This window comes from Cyclobacteriaceae bacterium (assembly GCA_030584025.1).
Lineage (GTDB): Bacteria > Bacteroidota > Bacteroidia > Cytophagales > Cyclobacteriaceae > UBA2336.
Genome location: CP129487.1, coordinates 221,849 through 237,639 on the forward strand (window position 1 = coordinate 221,849; position 15,791 = coordinate 237,639).

The 15,791-nt window shown below is 45.3% G+C and carries 29 protein-coding genes; 27 read left to right on the forward strand and 2 right to left on the reverse strand.

All coding sequences use genetic code 11. From position 1 onward, the window contains the following. Positions 1–57 precede the first annotated feature (57 nt). Positions 58–1,059: an ABC transporter ATP-binding protein gene (locus tag QY309_01010; GenBank protein ID WKZ60068.1), complete on the reverse strand. Its 1,002-nt coding sequence runs from the start codon at positions 1,057–1,059 to the stop codon at positions 58–60. Between the two features lie 48 nt (positions 1,060–1,107). On the opposite strand from QY309_01010, the gene QY309_01015 reads away from it, so the two are divergent. After that, entirely contained in the window at positions 1,108–2,166 is a 1,059-nt protein-coding gene (locus tag QY309_01015; protein ID WKZ60069.1) for a tetratricopeptide repeat protein, read from the forward strand. A gap of 1 nt (position 2,167) precedes the next feature. On the opposite strand, the gene QY309_01020 is transcribed toward QY309_01015, so the two are convergent. Further along, positions 2,168–3,184 (reverse strand): iron ABC transporter permease, encoded by a 1,017-nt coding sequence (locus tag QY309_01020; protein ID WKZ60070.1) that lies wholly within the window; start codon positions 3,182–3,184, stop codon positions 2,168–2,170. Between the two features lie 209 nt (positions 3,185–3,393). Here QY309_01020 and rplC point away from each other — a divergent pair, with 209 nt between their 5' ends. The 26 genes from rplC to rpsK all read left to right on the forward strand — a co-directional run bounded on the left by rplC (position 3,394) and on the right by rpsK (position 15,772). Next, entirely contained in the window at positions 3,394–4,026 is a 633-nt protein-coding gene (gene rplC, locus QY309_01025; protein WKZ60071.1) for a 50S ribosomal protein L3, read from the forward strand. After that, the gene (rplD, locus tag QY309_01030) at positions 4,026–4,661 is read left to right on the forward strand and encodes a 50S ribosomal protein L4 (GenBank protein ID WKZ60072.1); all 636 of its coding nucleotides are present in this window, start codon (positions 4,026–4,028) and stop codon (positions 4,659–4,661) included. The genes rplC and rplD overlap by 1 nt, the downstream gene beginning before the upstream one ends. Next, complete coding sequence (rplW, locus tag QY309_01035) at positions 4,658–4,945, forward strand: 50S ribosomal protein L23 (GenBank protein ID WKZ60073.1); 288 nt, start codon at positions 4,658–4,660, stop codon at positions 4,943–4,945. Before rplD ends, rplW begins: the two co-directional genes overlap by 4 nt. Before the next feature lie 10 nt (positions 4,946–4,955). Beyond that, positions 4,956–5,780 carry a 50S ribosomal protein L2 gene (rplB, locus tag QY309_01040; protein WKZ60074.1) on the forward strand — a complete coding sequence of 275 codons (825 nt, stop codon included), beginning with the start codon at positions 4,956–4,958 and terminating at the stop codon, positions 5,778–5,780. After that, positions 5,780–6,052 (forward strand): 30S ribosomal protein S19, encoded by a 273-nt coding sequence (rpsS, locus tag QY309_01045; protein WKZ60075.1) that lies wholly within the window; start codon positions 5,780–5,782, stop codon positions 6,050–6,052. The genes rplB and rpsS overlap by 1 nt, the downstream gene beginning before the upstream one ends. 6 nt (positions 6,053–6,058) lie before the next feature. After that, positions 6,059–6,523 carry a 50S ribosomal protein L22 gene (gene rplV, locus QY309_01050; GenBank protein ID WKZ60076.1) on the forward strand — a complete coding sequence of 155 codons (465 nt, stop codon included), beginning with the start codon at positions 6,059–6,061 and terminating at the stop codon, positions 6,521–6,523. After that, positions 6,524–7,306 (forward strand): 30S ribosomal protein S3, encoded by a 783-nt coding sequence (gene rpsC, locus QY309_01055; GenBank protein ID WKZ60077.1) that lies wholly within the window; start codon positions 6,524–6,526, stop codon positions 7,304–7,306. Positions 7,307–7,336: 30 nt separating this feature from the next. Further along, positions 7,337–7,756 (forward strand): 50S ribosomal protein L16, encoded by a 420-nt coding sequence (gene rplP / locus QY309_01060; protein WKZ60078.1) that lies wholly within the window; start codon positions 7,337–7,339, stop codon positions 7,754–7,756. A 7-nt stretch (positions 7,757–7,763) separates the two neighbouring features. Then, positions 7,764–7,958, forward strand: coding sequence for a 50S ribosomal protein L29 (gene rpmC / locus QY309_01065; GenBank protein ID WKZ60079.1), 195 nt, complete (start codon positions 7,764–7,766; stop codon positions 7,956–7,958). A gap of 5 nt (positions 7,959–7,963) precedes the next feature. Further along, positions 7,964–8,218: a 30S ribosomal protein S17 gene (gene rpsQ / locus QY309_01070; protein ID WKZ60080.1), complete on the forward strand. Its 255-nt coding sequence runs from the start codon at positions 7,964–7,966 to the stop codon at positions 8,216–8,218. A gap of 2 nt (positions 8,219–8,220) precedes the next feature. Then, a complete protein-coding gene (rplN, locus tag QY309_01075) occupies positions 8,221–8,589 on the forward strand; it encodes a 50S ribosomal protein L14 (protein WKZ60081.1) in 369 nt (122 codons plus the stop codon). Between the two features lie 4 nt (positions 8,590–8,593). Beyond that, on the forward strand, positions 8,594–8,935 hold the full coding sequence (rplX, locus tag QY309_01080; protein ID WKZ60082.1) for a 50S ribosomal protein L24: 342 nt from the start codon (positions 8,594–8,596) through the stop codon (positions 8,933–8,935). Continuing rightward, positions 8,935–9,492, forward strand: coding sequence for a 50S ribosomal protein L5 (rplE, locus tag QY309_01085; protein WKZ60083.1), 558 nt, complete (start codon positions 8,935–8,937; stop codon positions 9,490–9,492). Before rplX ends, rplE begins: the two co-directional genes overlap by 1 nt. A gap of 9 nt (positions 9,493–9,501) precedes the next feature. Beyond that, positions 9,502–9,771 (forward strand): 30S ribosomal protein S14, encoded by a 270-nt coding sequence (rpsN, locus tag QY309_01090; protein ID WKZ60084.1) that lies wholly within the window; start codon positions 9,502–9,504, stop codon positions 9,769–9,771. A gap of 161 nt (positions 9,772–9,932) precedes the next feature. Further along, positions 9,933–10,331, forward strand: a complete 399-nt coding sequence (rpsH, locus tag QY309_01095; GenBank protein WKZ60085.1) for a 30S ribosomal protein S8 — start codon at positions 9,933–9,935, stop codon at positions 10,329–10,331. A 12-nt stretch (positions 10,332–10,343) separates the two neighbouring features. Beyond that, complete coding sequence (gene rplF / locus QY309_01100) at positions 10,344–10,901, forward strand: 50S ribosomal protein L6 (protein WKZ60086.1); 558 nt, start codon at positions 10,344–10,346, stop codon at positions 10,899–10,901. A gap of 28 nt (positions 10,902–10,929) precedes the next feature. After that, positions 10,930–11,280, forward strand: coding sequence for a 50S ribosomal protein L18 (gene rplR, locus QY309_01105; GenBank protein WKZ60087.1), 351 nt, complete (start codon positions 10,930–10,932; stop codon positions 11,278–11,280). Between the two features lie 10 nt (positions 11,281–11,290). Continuing rightward, positions 11,291–11,809 (forward strand): 30S ribosomal protein S5, encoded by a 519-nt coding sequence (gene rpsE / locus QY309_01110; GenBank protein ID WKZ60088.1) that lies wholly within the window; start codon positions 11,291–11,293, stop codon positions 11,807–11,809. Positions 11,810–11,813: 4 nt separating this feature from the next. Next, positions 11,814–11,993 carry a 50S ribosomal protein L30 gene (rpmD, locus tag QY309_01115; GenBank protein WKZ60089.1) on the forward strand — a complete coding sequence of 60 codons (180 nt, stop codon included), beginning with the start codon at positions 11,814–11,816 and terminating at the stop codon, positions 11,991–11,993. Positions 11,994–11,997: 4 nt separating this feature from the next. After that, positions 11,998–12,444, forward strand: a complete 447-nt coding sequence (gene rplO / locus QY309_01120; protein WKZ60090.1) for a 50S ribosomal protein L15 — start codon at positions 11,998–12,000, stop codon at positions 12,442–12,444. A 2-nt stretch (positions 12,445–12,446) separates the two neighbouring features. Next, positions 12,447–13,766, forward strand: a complete 1,320-nt coding sequence (gene secY, locus QY309_01125) for a preprotein translocase subunit SecY (protein WKZ60091.1) — start codon at positions 12,447–12,449, stop codon at positions 13,764–13,766. A 7-nt stretch (positions 13,767–13,773) separates the two neighbouring features. After that, the gene (map, locus tag QY309_01130) at positions 13,774–14,571 is read left to right on the forward strand and encodes a type I methionyl aminopeptidase (GenBank protein ID WKZ60092.1); all 798 of its coding nucleotides are present in this window, start codon (positions 13,774–13,776) and stop codon (positions 14,569–14,571) included. Continuing rightward, complete coding sequence (gene infA / locus QY309_01135; GenBank protein WKZ60093.1) at positions 14,550–14,768, forward strand: translation initiation factor IF-1; 219 nt, start codon at positions 14,550–14,552, stop codon at positions 14,766–14,768. The genes map and infA overlap by 22 nt, the downstream gene beginning before the upstream one ends. Positions 14,769–14,806: 38 nt before the next feature. Continuing rightward, the gene (ykgO, locus tag QY309_01140) at positions 14,807–14,923 is read left to right on the forward strand and encodes a type B 50S ribosomal protein L36 (protein WKZ60094.1); all 117 of its coding nucleotides are present in this window, start codon (positions 14,807–14,809) and stop codon (positions 14,921–14,923) included. Positions 14,924–14,965: 42 nt separating this feature from the next. Next, positions 14,966–15,346, forward strand: coding sequence for a 30S ribosomal protein S13 (rpsM, locus tag QY309_01145; protein ID WKZ60095.1), 381 nt, complete (start codon positions 14,966–14,968; stop codon positions 15,344–15,346). 30 nt (positions 15,347–15,376) lie between these two features. Then, positions 15,377–15,772 (forward strand): 30S ribosomal protein S11, encoded by a 396-nt coding sequence (rpsK, locus tag QY309_01150; protein ID WKZ60096.1) that lies wholly within the window; start codon positions 15,377–15,379, stop codon positions 15,770–15,772. Positions 15,773–15,791 lie beyond the last annotated feature (19 nt).

Here is a 15,791-nt window from a genome sequence, read left to right on the forward strand (position 1 = left end):
GAAATGATTGAGAAGTTTTTGAAGGGATTATTGCAATCGTTTGAACCTAAAAAGAAATCAGGTTAGCTGCGAGAGCGAGTCCAATAAATCATAAAGCGTTGCATATGATTTGTCTTGAAAGCGCCAGTTTACGTGCTGGGCGTCAGAAATAATTTCAATTTGATAATCTGCATGATCATGAACAATGAATCCATTCCGTTCCAACGCATTTTTTGTCCAGAGCAGTTCGTAGCCACTTCCCTCTACTTTAATGGAGACACCTCGCCAGGGTTTGTGAAACACTTTTCCGGTTTTCAAATCAAATCCTTTAAACCGAAAAATCTCATCGAATGATCCGTCAAGCACCAAATCTTCCGGAATTCCCGTCAGCAGGTTTTGTTCTTTTCCGGTTAGCCAAATGCGGTCGGCTGTTTGAAGCGCGAGGTCAAGCTCATGCGTGGCAATTAAAATTCCTTTGCCGGTGGTATGTGCCAGTTCCCGAAGTAAATTCATAATCTCCACCCGATTATTCAAGTCAAGGTGGGCAGTGGGTTCATCCAATAATAATAGAGGCGTTTGCTGCGCCAGTGCACGTGCAATCATCACCATTTGCATCTGCCCGTCACTAAGCTGGCCGATTTGTTTGTTCACCAACTGATGAGTGCGCGTCAAGGCAATCGCCTGATCCATCGCCTCTTCATCTTGTTTGGTAAGTTTGGCCGACCAGTTCATGTACGGATATCGGCCATAGGCTACCAGTTCTTTCACGGTCATGTTGGTAGCCGTAATGCGATCCGTAAGTACAACCGACAGTTTTTTTTCAATTTCCACGGAAGCGGATCCAATGGTAATGGTTCCCTGCAGTGGTTGCTGAAGTCTCGCCAGCGTTTTTATTAAGGTTGATTTTCCAATGCCATTCGGGCCCATGAAGCAAACCAATTCGCCCGCCAACAAAGAGAGATTCAATTCACTAAACAAGGGTTGTGCAGCAGAATACCCGATACTGAGATTCCGGGTGGTCAGTAATATTTTTTCAGGTTCGTACACGATTGCAGGTATTCTGGCTGTTTTGGTTTGCAAATTACTTTGAAAGATGGTGTCTTTGCTTTTGGAACTTAACTTTTTACTATGGCCCGAGCAACTGCCGCTGTTTTTTTTCTTCTCTTTTCGTTTTCATCCTTTGCACAGTCGGATGCTGTAAAGGACATCGTACGTGAGGGCATTGCCCTTCATGATGCACATAACTACGAGGAAGCTATTGCCAAATATCAGGAAGCGCTTAAGCTGGATTCAGCGTCATCATTAGTTCATTATGAAATGGCGCTAACTTATTACCACATGAAAGAATACGAAAAAGTAATTTTTCATGCGAAGACTGCAATCGATCAAAACGATAATATCACGCTGTCGGCTATTATTGTAATGGGTTCTGCACTTGATGATTCGGGTAGAACCCGGGAATCCGTTGAGTTATATAAAGAGGCATTGGAGAAATACCCCAACGAATATTTGCTTCTGTTTAATTATGCCATCAGTAGCCTCAGACTAAACCAGCGTGATGAAGCTGAACAAGCATTGATTCGCGGTATCAGTGTTAACTTGGGCCATGCCAGTAGTCATTTGCGTTTGGGTTATATTCAGAAGGAGAAGGGAGATCGCATTAAGGCTCTACTAAGTTTGTATTTTTTCATGATGCTGGAAAACAACACGGAGCGTGCCGCTGAAGCATACAGCCAATTGGTCAATCTTTTCTATAAAGGTGTTAAACGTGATGCGGAAAATCCTAATAACATTACTATTAATCTGAGTGCAAATGACAAAGGAGGTTTTGATTCGGGTGAGCTTATGCTCTCGGTAATTGCAGCTGCTTCGTTGGACAAGCATAAGGACAAAAACGAATTTGAGCGATTTGCGGCTGATACCCACAGCTTCTTTCAAATACTGGGCGAGCTAAAAGAGAAGGAATCCAAAAAGAAAAAGAACAAGAAGAAAGATAAAGAACAAGCCCAATCAGCTGATCTTTGGAATTATTATGTTGATTTTTTTTATGAATTGGGTAAGGCCGGGTTCACAGAGGTATTATGTTACCAGGCTGCCGTTGCCTCCAAAAATGAAATCCCAATAAAGTGGGTGGAAGCAAACCAGGAGAAGATCGAACTATTTCAAGTCTGGGTTCAGAATCAATAATTTATACCACAACTTTCTTAGCCCGCACAATTACCCAAATAACCACCGGTGCCCCAATCAACGCAGTGATGGCATTAATCGGTAATACATAAGCGTTTCCGGGAAGTTGGGCAACGGTATCGCAAAACAACATCACGCTTGCGCCCATTACCAGTACACCGGGTATCAATATTCTGTGGTTAGTTGTGTTAATAAGGAGCCGGGTAAGGTGGGGGACGGCAAGACCGATAAAGGCAATCGGGCCACAAAAGGCTGTAACCGATCCGGCCAGCAGACTGGTGGCCAGGATGATCAAAAAACGTAAAGAGGCGAGGTTAACACCGAGGCTGCGGGCGTAATTGTCGCCCAAGAGCCAGGCATTTAGCGGTTTGGATACATAAAATGCCAGTACGATGCCTGTTAAAAGAACACCACCCAGCACCATCAATTCGCTCCAATTCAGCCCCCCCATACTGCCGAAAGTCCAGATAAGGAAGTAGTGTTGATCTTCCGTTCGACTAACAAACTGCAAGACACTCACTAATGAAGCCGTGGTAGCCCCAACCATCAGTCCGATTAATAAAAGTGAAGTGTTGTCCTTTATTCTATTGGCTACCGCCAGAATCAGAAGCAGAATGGATGCAGAACCTACGGTTGCGCCCAAAGAAATTACAAATGATCCACCCAGGTTATGGATGAAGGGATTGCCGACCATTACCAAAAGAGCCACCGCCAGGCTTGCGCCAGAACTCAGTCCCAATACATCGGGACCTGCCAACGGATTTCTGAAAAGGGTCTGCATCATTAACCCGCCTAAAGCGAGGGCACCCCCGGCCAGGATGCAAGTCAGGGTTTTGGTTAGCCTGAAATCAACAATTATATCACGAATAACCGGATTTGAATTTGGCGCCAAACCTGCCAACCCCAGCCAATCTGAAACCGAAATCTGCACGCTTCCCTGCGACAGGTTCAGGACGATAAGCCCGGCCAAAAGTGCCGAAAGAATGAGCCAGGGATGTTTTTTAAGGGTTTTTTTCATGGTTCAGCGCCCCGGCAATGATAAGCACTTCAGCAACATTAAGGAAAGGGCCGACTGGTTTGGCAAGCCAGTTTTTTCCTAAAGCCCTGTAAGGCCCTAAAAATTTTAAAAGGCGGGTTTGCTAACTATCCTTTATGTCATATCTTTGCAGTCCTTTTTGCGTCAAGAAGGCGCAAAATCCTGAAAAACAGCATAAAAAGGTTTCAACCATGCCTGGAATTATAGGACGAAAAGTAGGAATGACGAGCGTTTATGGCCCTGAAGGTGAGAACATCGCCTGCACGGTGATCGAAGCTGGTCCCTGCGTAGTCACTCAAGTAAAAAACGCTGACACTGACGGTTACCGTGCAGTTCAGTTATCATTTGGCGAGGCCAAAGAGAAAAACACACCGAAAGCTCTTATCGGGCATTTCAAAAAAGCAAGCACCACCCCTAAGCGCAACACCGTTGAGTTTCGCGATTTCCGTGCAGAGTTCGATGGCATCATTGAATTAGGTAAGGAGGTTCGTGTGCAAGACGTATTTAAGGAAGGCGATTGGTTGGATGCCGTAGGCACCTCCAAAGGTCGCGGTTTCCAGGGTGTTGTTAAGCGCCACGGCTTTAGCGGTGTGGGTGAAGCCACCCACGGTCAGCATAACCGTTTGCGTGCACCCGGTTCTATGGGTAACGCTTCATTTGCTTCCCGTGTACCAAAGGGCAAACGCCTGGCGGGCCGTATGGGTAACGATCGTGTGAAAGTAACCAACCTGCGTGTGGTGAAAATCATGGCGGATCAAAACCTGATCATTGTAAGTGGCTCTGTTCCGGGAGCTAAAAACTCAACTGTAATTCTGCAGAAGTAATGGAAGTAAGTGTAGTAAAATATAGCGGAGAGCAAACCGGTAAGAAAGTGAGTCTTTCCGATGCCGTATTTGCCATCGAGCCAAACGACCACGCCATTTACCTGGACGTGAAAAGTTACCTGGCCAATCAGCGTCAGGGTACGCACAAGTCGAAGCAGCGTAACGAAATTTCGGGCTCCAGCAAGAAAATCAAGAAGCAGAAAGGTACCGGAGGAGCACGTGCGGGTAACATCAAGAACCCTCAGTTCAAAGGTGGTGGACGTGTATTTGGTCCTCAACCCCGCGATTATTCTTTCAAATTGAACAAGAAAGTAAAGGATCTGGCGCGTAAGTCGGCTCTTACTTATAAGGCAAAGGATAACGCCATTGCCGTTATTGAAGATTTCAATTTCGAAGCACCCAAAACCAAGCAGTACCTCAACATGTTGTCGGCATTATCATTAGCTGATAAGAAGACTTTGTTGGTATTGCCGGAAAGCAATAAGGGTGTGGTGCTTTCAGGAAGAAACCTGAAGCAGGCAAAAATTACCACTGCCGATCAGATCAACACATATGATGTGATGAATGCCGATAACGTCATTTTTGTTGAGAGCTCAGTAAGCAAAGTGGAGAACATTTTAAATAAAGAGTCATGAGCGTACTGAAGAAGCCCCTGGTAACAGAAAAAGTATCTGCCCTGAATGAAAAGGGTAAGTACGGCTTCATTGTAGATATTGAAGCAAACAAAGTAGAGATCAAGCAGGCTGTTGAAAAGCAGTATGGCGTAACGGTTGAGAAGGTGAACACCATGCGTGTAATGGGTAAGCAAAAATCCCGCTACACCAAAGCAGGTGTGCTAACCGGCCGCAAGCCCAACTACAAGAAGGCCATTGTAACATTGGCCGCAGGTGAAGTAATAGACTTTTATAGCAACGTATAATTATTGAACAATGGCGTTGAAGAAATTAAAACCGGTAACACCAGGCACACGACACAGGTTGGCCCCGTCTTTTGAAGACATTTCGGCCTCAGCTCCTGAGAAGTCGCTGGTTACTACGCGTAAGAAAACCGGGGGAAGAAACAATAACGGTAAGATGACCATGCGCTACATTGGTGGTGGTCATAAGCAGAAGATAAGAATCATTGACTTCAAGCGTGAAAAAGCTGGTGTTCCGGCTACGGTGAAGTCGATTGAGTATGATCCTACACGCTCTGCGCGTATTGCTTTGTTGCACTATGCAGATGGTGCAAAGGCATACATACTTGCTCCGAACGGATTAAAATCCGGCCAGCAGGTTGTTTCAGGTGCTGAAGTTGCTCCTGAAGTAGGAAATGCACTGCCGCTTGCAAAAATTCCGTTAGGTACTATTGTTCACAACGTTGAACTGAAGCCTGGCAAAGGTGGTGCAATTGCACGCAGTGCCGGTTCTTTTGTTCAATTGTTGGCTCGTGAAAACGGTTTGGCAACATTGAAGATGCCTTCCGGAGAAATGCGTAACGTACTGGAAGTATGTATGGCTACTGTAGGTGCGGTTTCCAATGCTGATCACATGAACGAAAGTGTGGGTAAGGCTGGTCGCACCCGTTGGAAAGGAAGAAGACCTCGTAACCGTGGTGTTTCTATGAACCCTGTTGATCACCCGATGGGTGGTGGTGAAGGACGTGCTTCAGGTGGTCACCCGCGCTCGCGCAAGGGCTTGATTGCCAAGGGTAAGAAAACCCGTCATCCTAAAAAGTATTCTGATCGATTAATCATATCCAGGAGGAAAAAATAATGGGACGCTCGATTAAAAAAGGACCGTATTGCGATTTCCGTCTGCTTAAGAAAGTAGAGGCAACCGAGAAGTCAGGTAAAAAATCGGTGATCAAAACATGGTCACGCAGATCAACAATTACCCCTGAGATGATCGGCCACACGTTTGCGGTTCACAATGGAAATAAATTCATTCCGGTTTACGTAACCGAAAACATGGTGGGACATAAGTTAGGTGAATTTGCACCCACCCGCACGTTCAAAGGTCACTCCGGTAACAGAAAAGAAGCTTAGTAAGTCATGGAAGCTGTAGAGAAAAAGACTAAAAGGTCTGTCGTAAAAAGAGAGAAGCGTGATGCACGCAAAGAAGCAGCTAAAACCGGAGAGGTTGTAGCCAAGTTGAAGAATGTCCCCACATCGCCACGTAAAATGAGGCTGGTTGCCGATTTGATCCGTGGTGAGCGCGTGAACAAAGCCCTCAATATACTTAAGTATGAACCTAAAGTGGGTTCATTCAAATTGGAGAAACTTCTTCTTTCTGCTATTGCAAACTGGGAGAACAAGAACCAGGAAGCCAAGCTTGAAGAAGCAGACTTATATGTAAAGGATGTTTGGGTTGATGGTGGTCGTATTTTAAAGAGACTCCGTCCGGCTCCCCAGGGAAGAGCACACCGCGTCCGTAAGCGTTCCAACCACGTAACGCTGGTGTTGGATAGCCTGAAGAAAAATGAAAGCGTAGCAACTGAACAAGAAACTAAGGAATAGATGGGACAAAAAATTAACCCTATAGGACTTCGTCTGGGTATCGTTCGCGGTTGGGATTCCAACTGGTATGGCGGAAATACATTCTCCGACAAGTTGGTTGAAGATCAGAAGATCAGAAAGTACATCGATGCCCGTATCCCAAAAGGTGGTATCGCCAAAGTTGTTATTGAACGCACGTTAAAGCGCATCACCCTTACCATTCACACGGCTCGTCCGGGTGTGGTTATCGGTAAAGGCGGAACAGAAGTAGATAAGATTAAAGAGGAGTTGAAAAAGATCACCGGTAAGGATGTTCAGATCAACATCTTCGAAATCAAACGTCCTGAATTGGATGCTAAACTTGTCGGCGAATCAATAGCACAACAAATTGAAGCGCGTATTTCATACAAGCGTGCCATGAAGCAGGCGATTGCCTCTGCTATCCGTGTAGGCGCAGAAGGAATCAAGATTAAAGTTTCTGGTCGTTTGGCCGGTGCCGATATGGCCCGCACAGAACAATATAAAGAAGGACGTATTCCTTTGCACACCCTGCGCGCTGACATTGATTATGCCATTTCAGAGGCACAGACTGTTTACGGTAAGATCGGTATCAAAGTATGGATCTTCAAAGGTGAAGTATATGGCAAGCGCGATCTGTCACCTAATGTGGGTGTGGTAAGCAACGCAGGTGCAGGCCAGGGTGCTGGTGCTGAGCGCGGTGGTGATCGTGGCGGAAGAAGAAGACAGGAGGGCCGTGGAGGTCGCACCGGTCGTGGTGGTGAAAATCGCAGAGAAAAACGTTAAGATAAAGAGACTTATTAAAGTTAGGTAGCAATGTTACAACCGAAACGTACCAAGTTCAGAAAAATGCAGAAAGGCCGTGTGAAAGGTATTGCCACACGCGGACATACTATTGCATTCGGTTCATTTGGTCTGAAAAGCCTGGAAGGTGGCTGGATAACCTCCCGCCAATTAGAAGCTGCTCGTATTGCCGTAACGCGTGCGATGAAGCGTGAAGGTCAGGTTTGGATTCGCATTTTCCCAGATAAGCCCATCACACAGAAGCCTGCAGAGGTTCGTATGGGTAAGGGTAAGGGTGCGCCTGAATATTGGGTAGCAGTAATTAAGCCGGGTACCATTTTGTTTGAAGCAGGTGGTGTGAACATGGCTACAGCAAAAGAAGCTTTGCGCCTTGCCGAAGGTAAGCTGCCTATTAAAACCAAGTTTACAGTAAGACGCGACTACGTAGAATAATCGAGCCATGAAGAGCAACGAAATAAAAGAATTAAATGTGACCGAGCTGCGTGAGAAAATCACCAGTGAGAAGGAAACACTTCGCAAAATGAAATTTGCGCATCAGGTTTCAGCTGTTGAAAACCCGATGAAGATCAGAGAAACAAGAAAGCTCATTGCCCGCCTGAACACGGAGTTGAGCGCTAAAGAACGTCAAAAATAATTCCTATGGAAAGGAACCTTAGAAAAGAGAGAATTGGTAAAGTGGTGAGCAACAAAATGACGAAGAGCATAACCGTAGCGGTCGACCGTAAGGTTAAGCACCCGATCTATGGTAAGTTCGTTCACAAAACCACCAAATTCATGGCTCACGATGAGAAGAACGAAGCGGGCATTGGTGATACCGTGCTGATTTCAGAAACACGTCCGTTGAGCAAAAGCAAGCGTTGGAGATTAGTTGAGATTATCGAAAAAGCGAAGTAATCATGATACAAACCGAATCAAGACTTTCTGTTGCAGATAACAGCGGTGCCAAAGAAGTGCTTTGTGTTCACGTTTTAGGTGGAAGCAGCAAGCGCTATGCAACAGTAGGCGATAAAATTGTGGTGACGGTTAAGTCGGCTATGCCGAGCAGCCAGGTAAAGAAAGGTACCGTGTCACGCGCTGTTGTGGTAAGAACCACCAAGGAAGTAAGAAGAAAAGACGGCTCTTACATTCGCTTTGAAGATAACGCTGCCGTTCTTTTGAACGCTCAAGATGAACCTCGCGGAACCCGTATTTTTGGTCCAGTTGCTCGTGAGTTAAGAGAGAAGCAGTTTATGAAAATAGTGTCATTGGCACCTGAAGTGATTTAATACCATGAACAGAAAGTTTAACAAGCAACCCAAGCTGCACATTCGCAAAGGCGATATGGTGAAGGTTATTGCCGGAGACGATAAAGGCAAAACCGGTAAGGTATTGGAAGTTGTAACCGCAAAGAATCGTGCCATCGTTGAGGGTATCAACATTGTTACGAAGCATGAGAAACCTTCAGCAGGTAAACCTGAAGGAGGAATTAAGAAGACTGAAGCAGGTGTTCACATCAGCAACCTGATGCTCCTTGATCCTGCCAGTGGTAATCCTACCCGCGTTGGCCGAAAGCTAAACGAAAAGGGTAAGCTGCAACGATATTCGAAGAAAACCGGAGAATTGATAAAATAATGGCTACTCCAAGATTAAAAGAAAAGTACGTTAAGGAAATCGTTCCGGCACTGAAAGATAAGTTTCAGTACAGCTCGGTAATGCAGGTTCCTAAAATTGAAAAGATCAGCATCAACAAGGGTATGGGTATTGCCGTAACCGATAAGAAGTTGATTGATGTAGCGCTTGAAGAAATTACCGCCATTACCGGTCAGAAGGCCGTGGCTACCAAGTCAAAGAAGGCGATTTCTAACTTCAAGTTACGTGAAGACATGCCGATTGGTGTGAAAGTTACCCTTCGCGGCAGCAAAATGTATGAGTTCCTCGACAGACTCATGAACATTGCGCTTCCCCGTGTACGTGACTTCCGCGGTGTGAATCCTAAAGGATTTGATGGCCGTGGTAACTACACGCTTGGTGTAAAAGAACAGATCATTTTCCCTGAGATTTCCATCGACAAGGTGAATAAGATCAGCGGTATGGATATCACATTTGTGACGACTGCTAAAACTGATGAAGAAAGTTACGAGCTCCTGAAAGCTTTCGGGATGCCGTTCGCTAATGCTAATAAGAATTAAAAATTTGCTATGGCTAAATTATCTGTAATTGCAAGGCAAACCAAAAGAGAGAAGTTGGTAGCGGTTCACGCAGCCAAGCGCAAGGCTTTGAAAGAAGCCGGTGACTACCTGGCGCTGGATAAGCTTCCACGTAACGCCTCTCCGGTGCGCCTGAAAAACAGGTGTAAACTTACGGGTCGTCCGAAGGGGTATATGGGAAAGTTTGGCGTTTGCCGTAACGTTTTCCGTGAAATGGCCTCTGCGGGTAAAATCCCGGGTTTAACCAAGGCTAGCTGGTAAAACAGCTCGAAAAAGACATATTAGGTTGCTGAGTATCAAGGTCTCCCAATAGTTTTGGGACGAAACCAGGTAACAGTTTGCATAACAAAAATTGTTAGGTATCTTTGCAGCCCGTTTAAAAGAACGGGTTTGCTTTTTTAATGAGCGTAAAGAAATAGAAAATGACTGATCCTATTTCAGACTATTTGACCAGGTTGCGTAACGCAATCAAATCCAACCACAAAGTGGTAGAGATTCCTGCGTCCAACCTGAAGAAAGAAATAACCAAGGTGTTATTTGACAAAGGTTATATCCTTAACTACAAGTTTGAGGAAGGCCCCACGCCACAGGGTACAATCAAGATTGCCTTGAAGTACAATCCTGAAACGCGTGAGTCGGCCATAACCCGATTGCAGCGTGTAAGTACACCCGGCTTGAGAAAGTATGTCAATACAGGTACCCTTCCTCGCGTGATGAACGGACTTGGTGTGGCGATTATCTCAACCTCACGTGGTGTAGTTACCGATAAGGAAGCCCGCAAATTGAATGTGGGTGGTGAAGTATTGTGTTACGTGTATTAACCGACTGAAGCCATGTCACGAATAGGAAAATTACCAATTGAATTACCTCAGGGAGTTACGGTTAACTTCAATAAGGATAGTCACACGGTTTCAGTGAAAGGCCCGAAAGGTGAGCTTACACAGGTTATTGATGCTGACTTTACAGTGAAGCAGGAAAACGATGAACTGATTGTTGAGCGCCCAACTGAGCAAAAGCGTCATAAGGCTATGCACGGACTTTACCGCGCATTGATTGCCAACATGATTGAAGGCGTGAATAAAGGATATAAGCACCAGCTTGAATTGGTAGGTGTTGGTTACAAGGCGAGTGCCCAGGCAAACGTACTTGAACTGAGCTTAGGCTATTCACACAACATCTTTTTGGCGGTGCCGAAAGAGTTGAAGGTGCAGGCTGTTCAGGAGAAAGGTTCTAACCCAACCATCATCCTGGAAGGTATTGATAAGCAATTGATTGGCCAGGTGGCCGCTAAGATAAAGTCGCTGCGTAAAGTTGAACCTTACAAAGGAAAAGGTATCCGCTTCACCGGTGAACATGTACGCAGAAAAGCTGGTAAGGCTGCTGCTAAATAATTAAGCATCATAGAAAACAACTACCTCTATGGCAGGCAAGAACACAGAAAGAAGAGAAAGAATTAAGAAAGGCGTTCGGAAGAAGATTTCAGGAACGACTGACAGACCAAGGTTATCCGTATTCCGGAGCAACCGCGGTATATATGCACAGATCATCGATGATCAGAAAGGTGTAACCCTGGTTTCAGCTTCTTCAGTTGAAATCGCAAAGGATGCATCCCTGAACATGGAGAACTCTAAGAACGTGGGTAAGAAAATTGCTGAAAAGGCAGTTGCATCCGGCATCAATTCAATTGTATTTGATCGTAACGGGTACCTGTACCACGGAAATATTAAAGCCCTGGCCGAAGGTGCACGGGAAGGTGGATTGAAATTCTAAGAAAAGAAATATGTCAGTTAGCAACATCAGTACAGTTAAGGCCAGCGAAATCGATTTGAAAGAAAAGGTCGTTGCCATTGAACGTGTAGCCAAGGTGGTAAAAGGTGGACGTAGATTCAGCTTTGCTGCTATTGTGGTGGTGGGAGATGGCAATGGTGTGGTTGGATATGGATTGGGTAAGGCCAACGAAGTAACCGATGCCATTACCAAAGGCGTTGACGATGCCAAGAAGCACCTGGTAAAGGTGCCGATTTCAAAAGGTACTGTTCCGCACGAAGCCATCGGAAAATTTGGTGGTGGTTTAGTGTTGCTTAAGCCTGCTGCGCCTGGTACAGGTGTAATTGCCGGTGGTGCGATGCGTGCCGTTTTGGAAAGTGCCGGTATCCACAATGTATTGGCTAAGTCAAAAGGTTCTTCAAACCCGCACAACGTGGTGAAAGCAACTTTCAATGCTTTAACTAACATGCGTGATGCGGCAACGGTTGCTAAGAACAGAGGTGTATCATTATCTAAAGTGTTTAATGGTTAATGCCATGGGTAAAGTAAAGATTACACAGTCGAGAAGCGATATTAAAAGACCAGAAACACAGCAGCGTACGTTGCGTGCGTTGGGTCTTGGTAAAGTGAACAAATCGGTAGAGGTGGAGTTGACTCCCCAGATTGCCGGTATGATCAACAAAGTGAATCATTTGATTACGGTACAAGAACTTTAATACGATGAAGTTACATACATTAAAACCTGCCGAAGGTTCCGTTAAAACCAACAAGCGTCTTGGCCGTGGTCAGGGCTCAGGTGGAACAACTGCAGGTCGCGGTCATAAGGGTGCAAAATCCCGCTCTGGTTACTCCAAGAAATTCGGTTTCGAAGGAGGTCAGATGCCGTTGCAGCGCAGGGTTCCTAAGTTTGGTTTTAAGAACAACGACAAAGTTTACTTCAAAGCGGTAAACCTTGATGTTCTTGAGAACCTGGCAGCTAAGCTTAACTCAGCCGACATCAGTGTGCAGGTGCTCATCGATAACGGTATCGTGGGTAAAAAAGATAAGATTAAAGTTCTCGGAAGAGGAGAGATAAAATCAAAAGTGAACGTTCAGGCTCATGCTTTTTCTGATACAGCTGTAAAGGCTATTGAAAAAGTTGGCGGATCAGCAACCCCTGTGAAATAATAATGAAGCGTTTCTTTACCACCATACGGAATATTTTTTCAATTGAAGACCTACGGGTTCGGATTCTGAACACCATCGGATTCCTGATCATCTTCAGACTAGGTTCTTTTATTGTATTGCCTGGCGTTGATCCGGTAATCCTGGAGCAAAACGCAGTATCAGGTGGTATTTTTGATTTGTTGAACACATTTCTGGGTGGATCGTTCAGCAGAGCTTCCATTTTTGCATTGGGTATCATGCCTTACATTTCTGCCTCTATTATTGTGCAGTTGTTGGGATTTGCCGTTCCGTATTTCCAGAAAATGCAGAAAGAAGGCGAGTCTGGCCGTAAGCGTTTGAATCAGATTACGCGTGTATTGACCATTTTCATCACGGGCTTTCAATCATACGGATATATCCGCGGTACAATACCTACAGAGGCAATCACCAATCCGGGATTATTCTTCTATGCATCTTCAATCATTATCCTGATTGCCGGAACAATGTTCTGTATGTGGTTGGGTGAGCGCATTACCGACAAAGGTATTGGTAACGGTATCTCCATGTTGATCATGATTGGTATCGTATCTCGTTTCCCGGGTGCTATCATTGATGAGGCCGTGAACCAGCGTGGGTTGGATGGCGCGTTGTTATTTATTATTGAATTACTCGCCTTGTTTGCTGTAGTGATGGGTGTGATCTTGTTAACACAAGCCACGCGCAGAATTCCGATACAGTACGCTAAACAGGTGATTGGAAATAAATTGTATGGTGGTAAGCGTGATTTCATTCCGCTTAAGCTAAACTCAGCCGGTGTAATGCCAATCATTTTTGCGCAAGCGCTGATGTTCATCCCGGCCTTGTTGGCGGGTATCTGGAGAGACAGTGACATTGGAGCCTACATTGGTTCAACGTTTTCTGATTTCACCACGTGGCAGTACAACCTGCTTTTTGGTTCTTTGATTTTGATCTTTACGTTCTTTTATACTGCAATTACCATTAACTCGAATGATATCGCAGATAACCTGAAACGTAACGGTGGGTTTGTTCCGGGTATTAAGCCTGGTAAGCAAACAGCTGAATTTATTGATACAGTTTTATCACGAATTACACTTCCGGGTGCGTTGTTCCTGGTGATCGTAGCCATCCTTCCTGCGTTTGCAGTGCGGGCCGGTGTCGGTCAGAATTTTGCGCAATTCTATGGTGGTACTTCCTTGCTGATTATGGTTGGGGTTATCCTCGACACATTACAGCAAATTGAAAGCTACCTGTTGATGCGCCACTATGAGGGAATGATGAAGTCCGGTCGTGTGAAAGGTCGTTCTCAATTTGCTGCGGCTTAAGTGCTAGATGGTTCACTTAAAGACTGACGAGGAAATAGAAATCATCAAAGAGGGCGCCCAGATTTTGGGCAAAGCTCATGGTGAAGTGGCCCGGCTCGTAAAACCGGGAGTTAAAACGTCCTCGTTGGACAAAGTGGCTGAAGAGTTTATCCGTGATCATGGAGGAGTTCCTTCCTTCAAGAATTACAACGGAAGCTTTCCGGCATCGCTTTGTATTTCAGTGAACGAAGTTGTGGTTCATGGATTTCCAGGTAACTATGAGCTACGCGAAGCGGACATCATTGCTGTTGACTGCGGAGTGTATTACAAAGGTTACCACAGCGACTCGGCTTATACCTATCCGTTGGAGGGGGCAAAAGCAGAGACTTTGTTGTTGTTGGAAAGAACCTACGAATCGCTCTACCGGGGTATTGAACAGGCAAAAGCCGGTAACCGGATGGGCGATGTGAGCCACGCCATTCAAAGCTACGTGGAGAGCTTTGGTTATGGAGTTGTTCGCGAGTTGGTTGGTCATGGTGTTGGTAAAAACCTGCACGAAGATCCGGAAGTGCCGAACTACGGAAAGCGGGGTAAGGGCGTGAAGTTGGTTCCCGGTATGGTGTTCGCGATTGAACCCATGATTAACCAGGGCACACGGAATGTGGTTCAGGAGCGGGATGGATGGACAATTCGCACAGCCGACAGACGGCCATCCGCTCATTTTGAGCACATGGTGGCCATAAAGAAGGAAAAAACTGAAGTGTTAACAACACATAAGTATATAGAAGAAAATTATTCATTTAAGTGGCGAAGCAAAAGTCGATAGAACAGGATGGAACGATAACGGAAGCGTTATCAAATGCCATGTTTCGTGTTCAGTTGGAAAACGGCCACGAAGTGTTGGCACACATCTCCGGTAAAATGCGGATGCACTACATCCGAATCTTACCGGGTGATAAAGTAAGGTTGGAGATGTCGCCTTACGATTTGACAAAAGGAAGAATTGTATTTAGATATAAATAGAGAGACGGAGATAAGAAGTCTCACAAACGATTAGGGAAATGAAAGTAAAAGCATCCATAAAAAAGCGTAGCGCGGATTGTAAGATCATCAGGCGTAAAGGCAAATTGTATGTGATTAACAAGAAGAACCCTCGTTACAAGCAAAGACAGGGTTAATCTTTAATTGAGATTTTGAACAGAAACTGATAATAAAACAACATGGCAAGGATACAAGGTGTTGATATTCCAGATAACAAGCGAGGCGAAATCAGCCTTACGTACATCTATGGTATTGGCAGAAGAACCGCACAGAAAATCTTAACCAATGCCGGTGTAGACTGGAGTAAGAAGGCGAAAGACTGGACGGACGAAGAGTCAAACGCAATTCGTTCCATCATCTCCGAAGGCATTCGCGTAGAAGGTGCATTGCGTTCTGAAGTTCAGCTGAGCATCAAGCGTCTTATGGACATTGGCTGTTACCGCGGCCTTCGCCACCGTAAGGGACTGCCTGTTCGTGGTCAAACAACCAAGAACAACGCCCGTACCCGTAAAGGAAAGCGTAAGACTGTAGCGAACAAGAAGAAGGCTACGAAAGGATAATCATTGACAGGATATAAATAACTAAGAGTAATGTCCTCTGAAAAAAGAAAAGATAAAGCCAAGAAGCGCGTAGTACAGGTTGAAGCTATGGGTCAGGCCCATATTCACGCTACGTTTAACAACATCGTAATCTCTATGACCAACTCAACCGGTCAGGTTATTACATGGTCTTCAGCCGGTAAAATGGGCTTTAAAGGTTCCAAGAAGAACACCCCGTATGCTGCTCAGGTAGCTGCCCAGGATTGTGCTTCGCGTGCCTTTGAACTTGGCTTGCGCAAGGTTGAAGTTTTTGTGAAAGGTCCAGGTGCCGGACGCGAGTCGGCTATCCGTACCATTCAGATTGCTGGAATTGAGATTACTTCCATCAAGGATATGACGCCACTTCCGCACAACGGATGCCGTCCGCCCAAGAAGAGAAGAGTATAAACTATTGAGAATAAAGTAA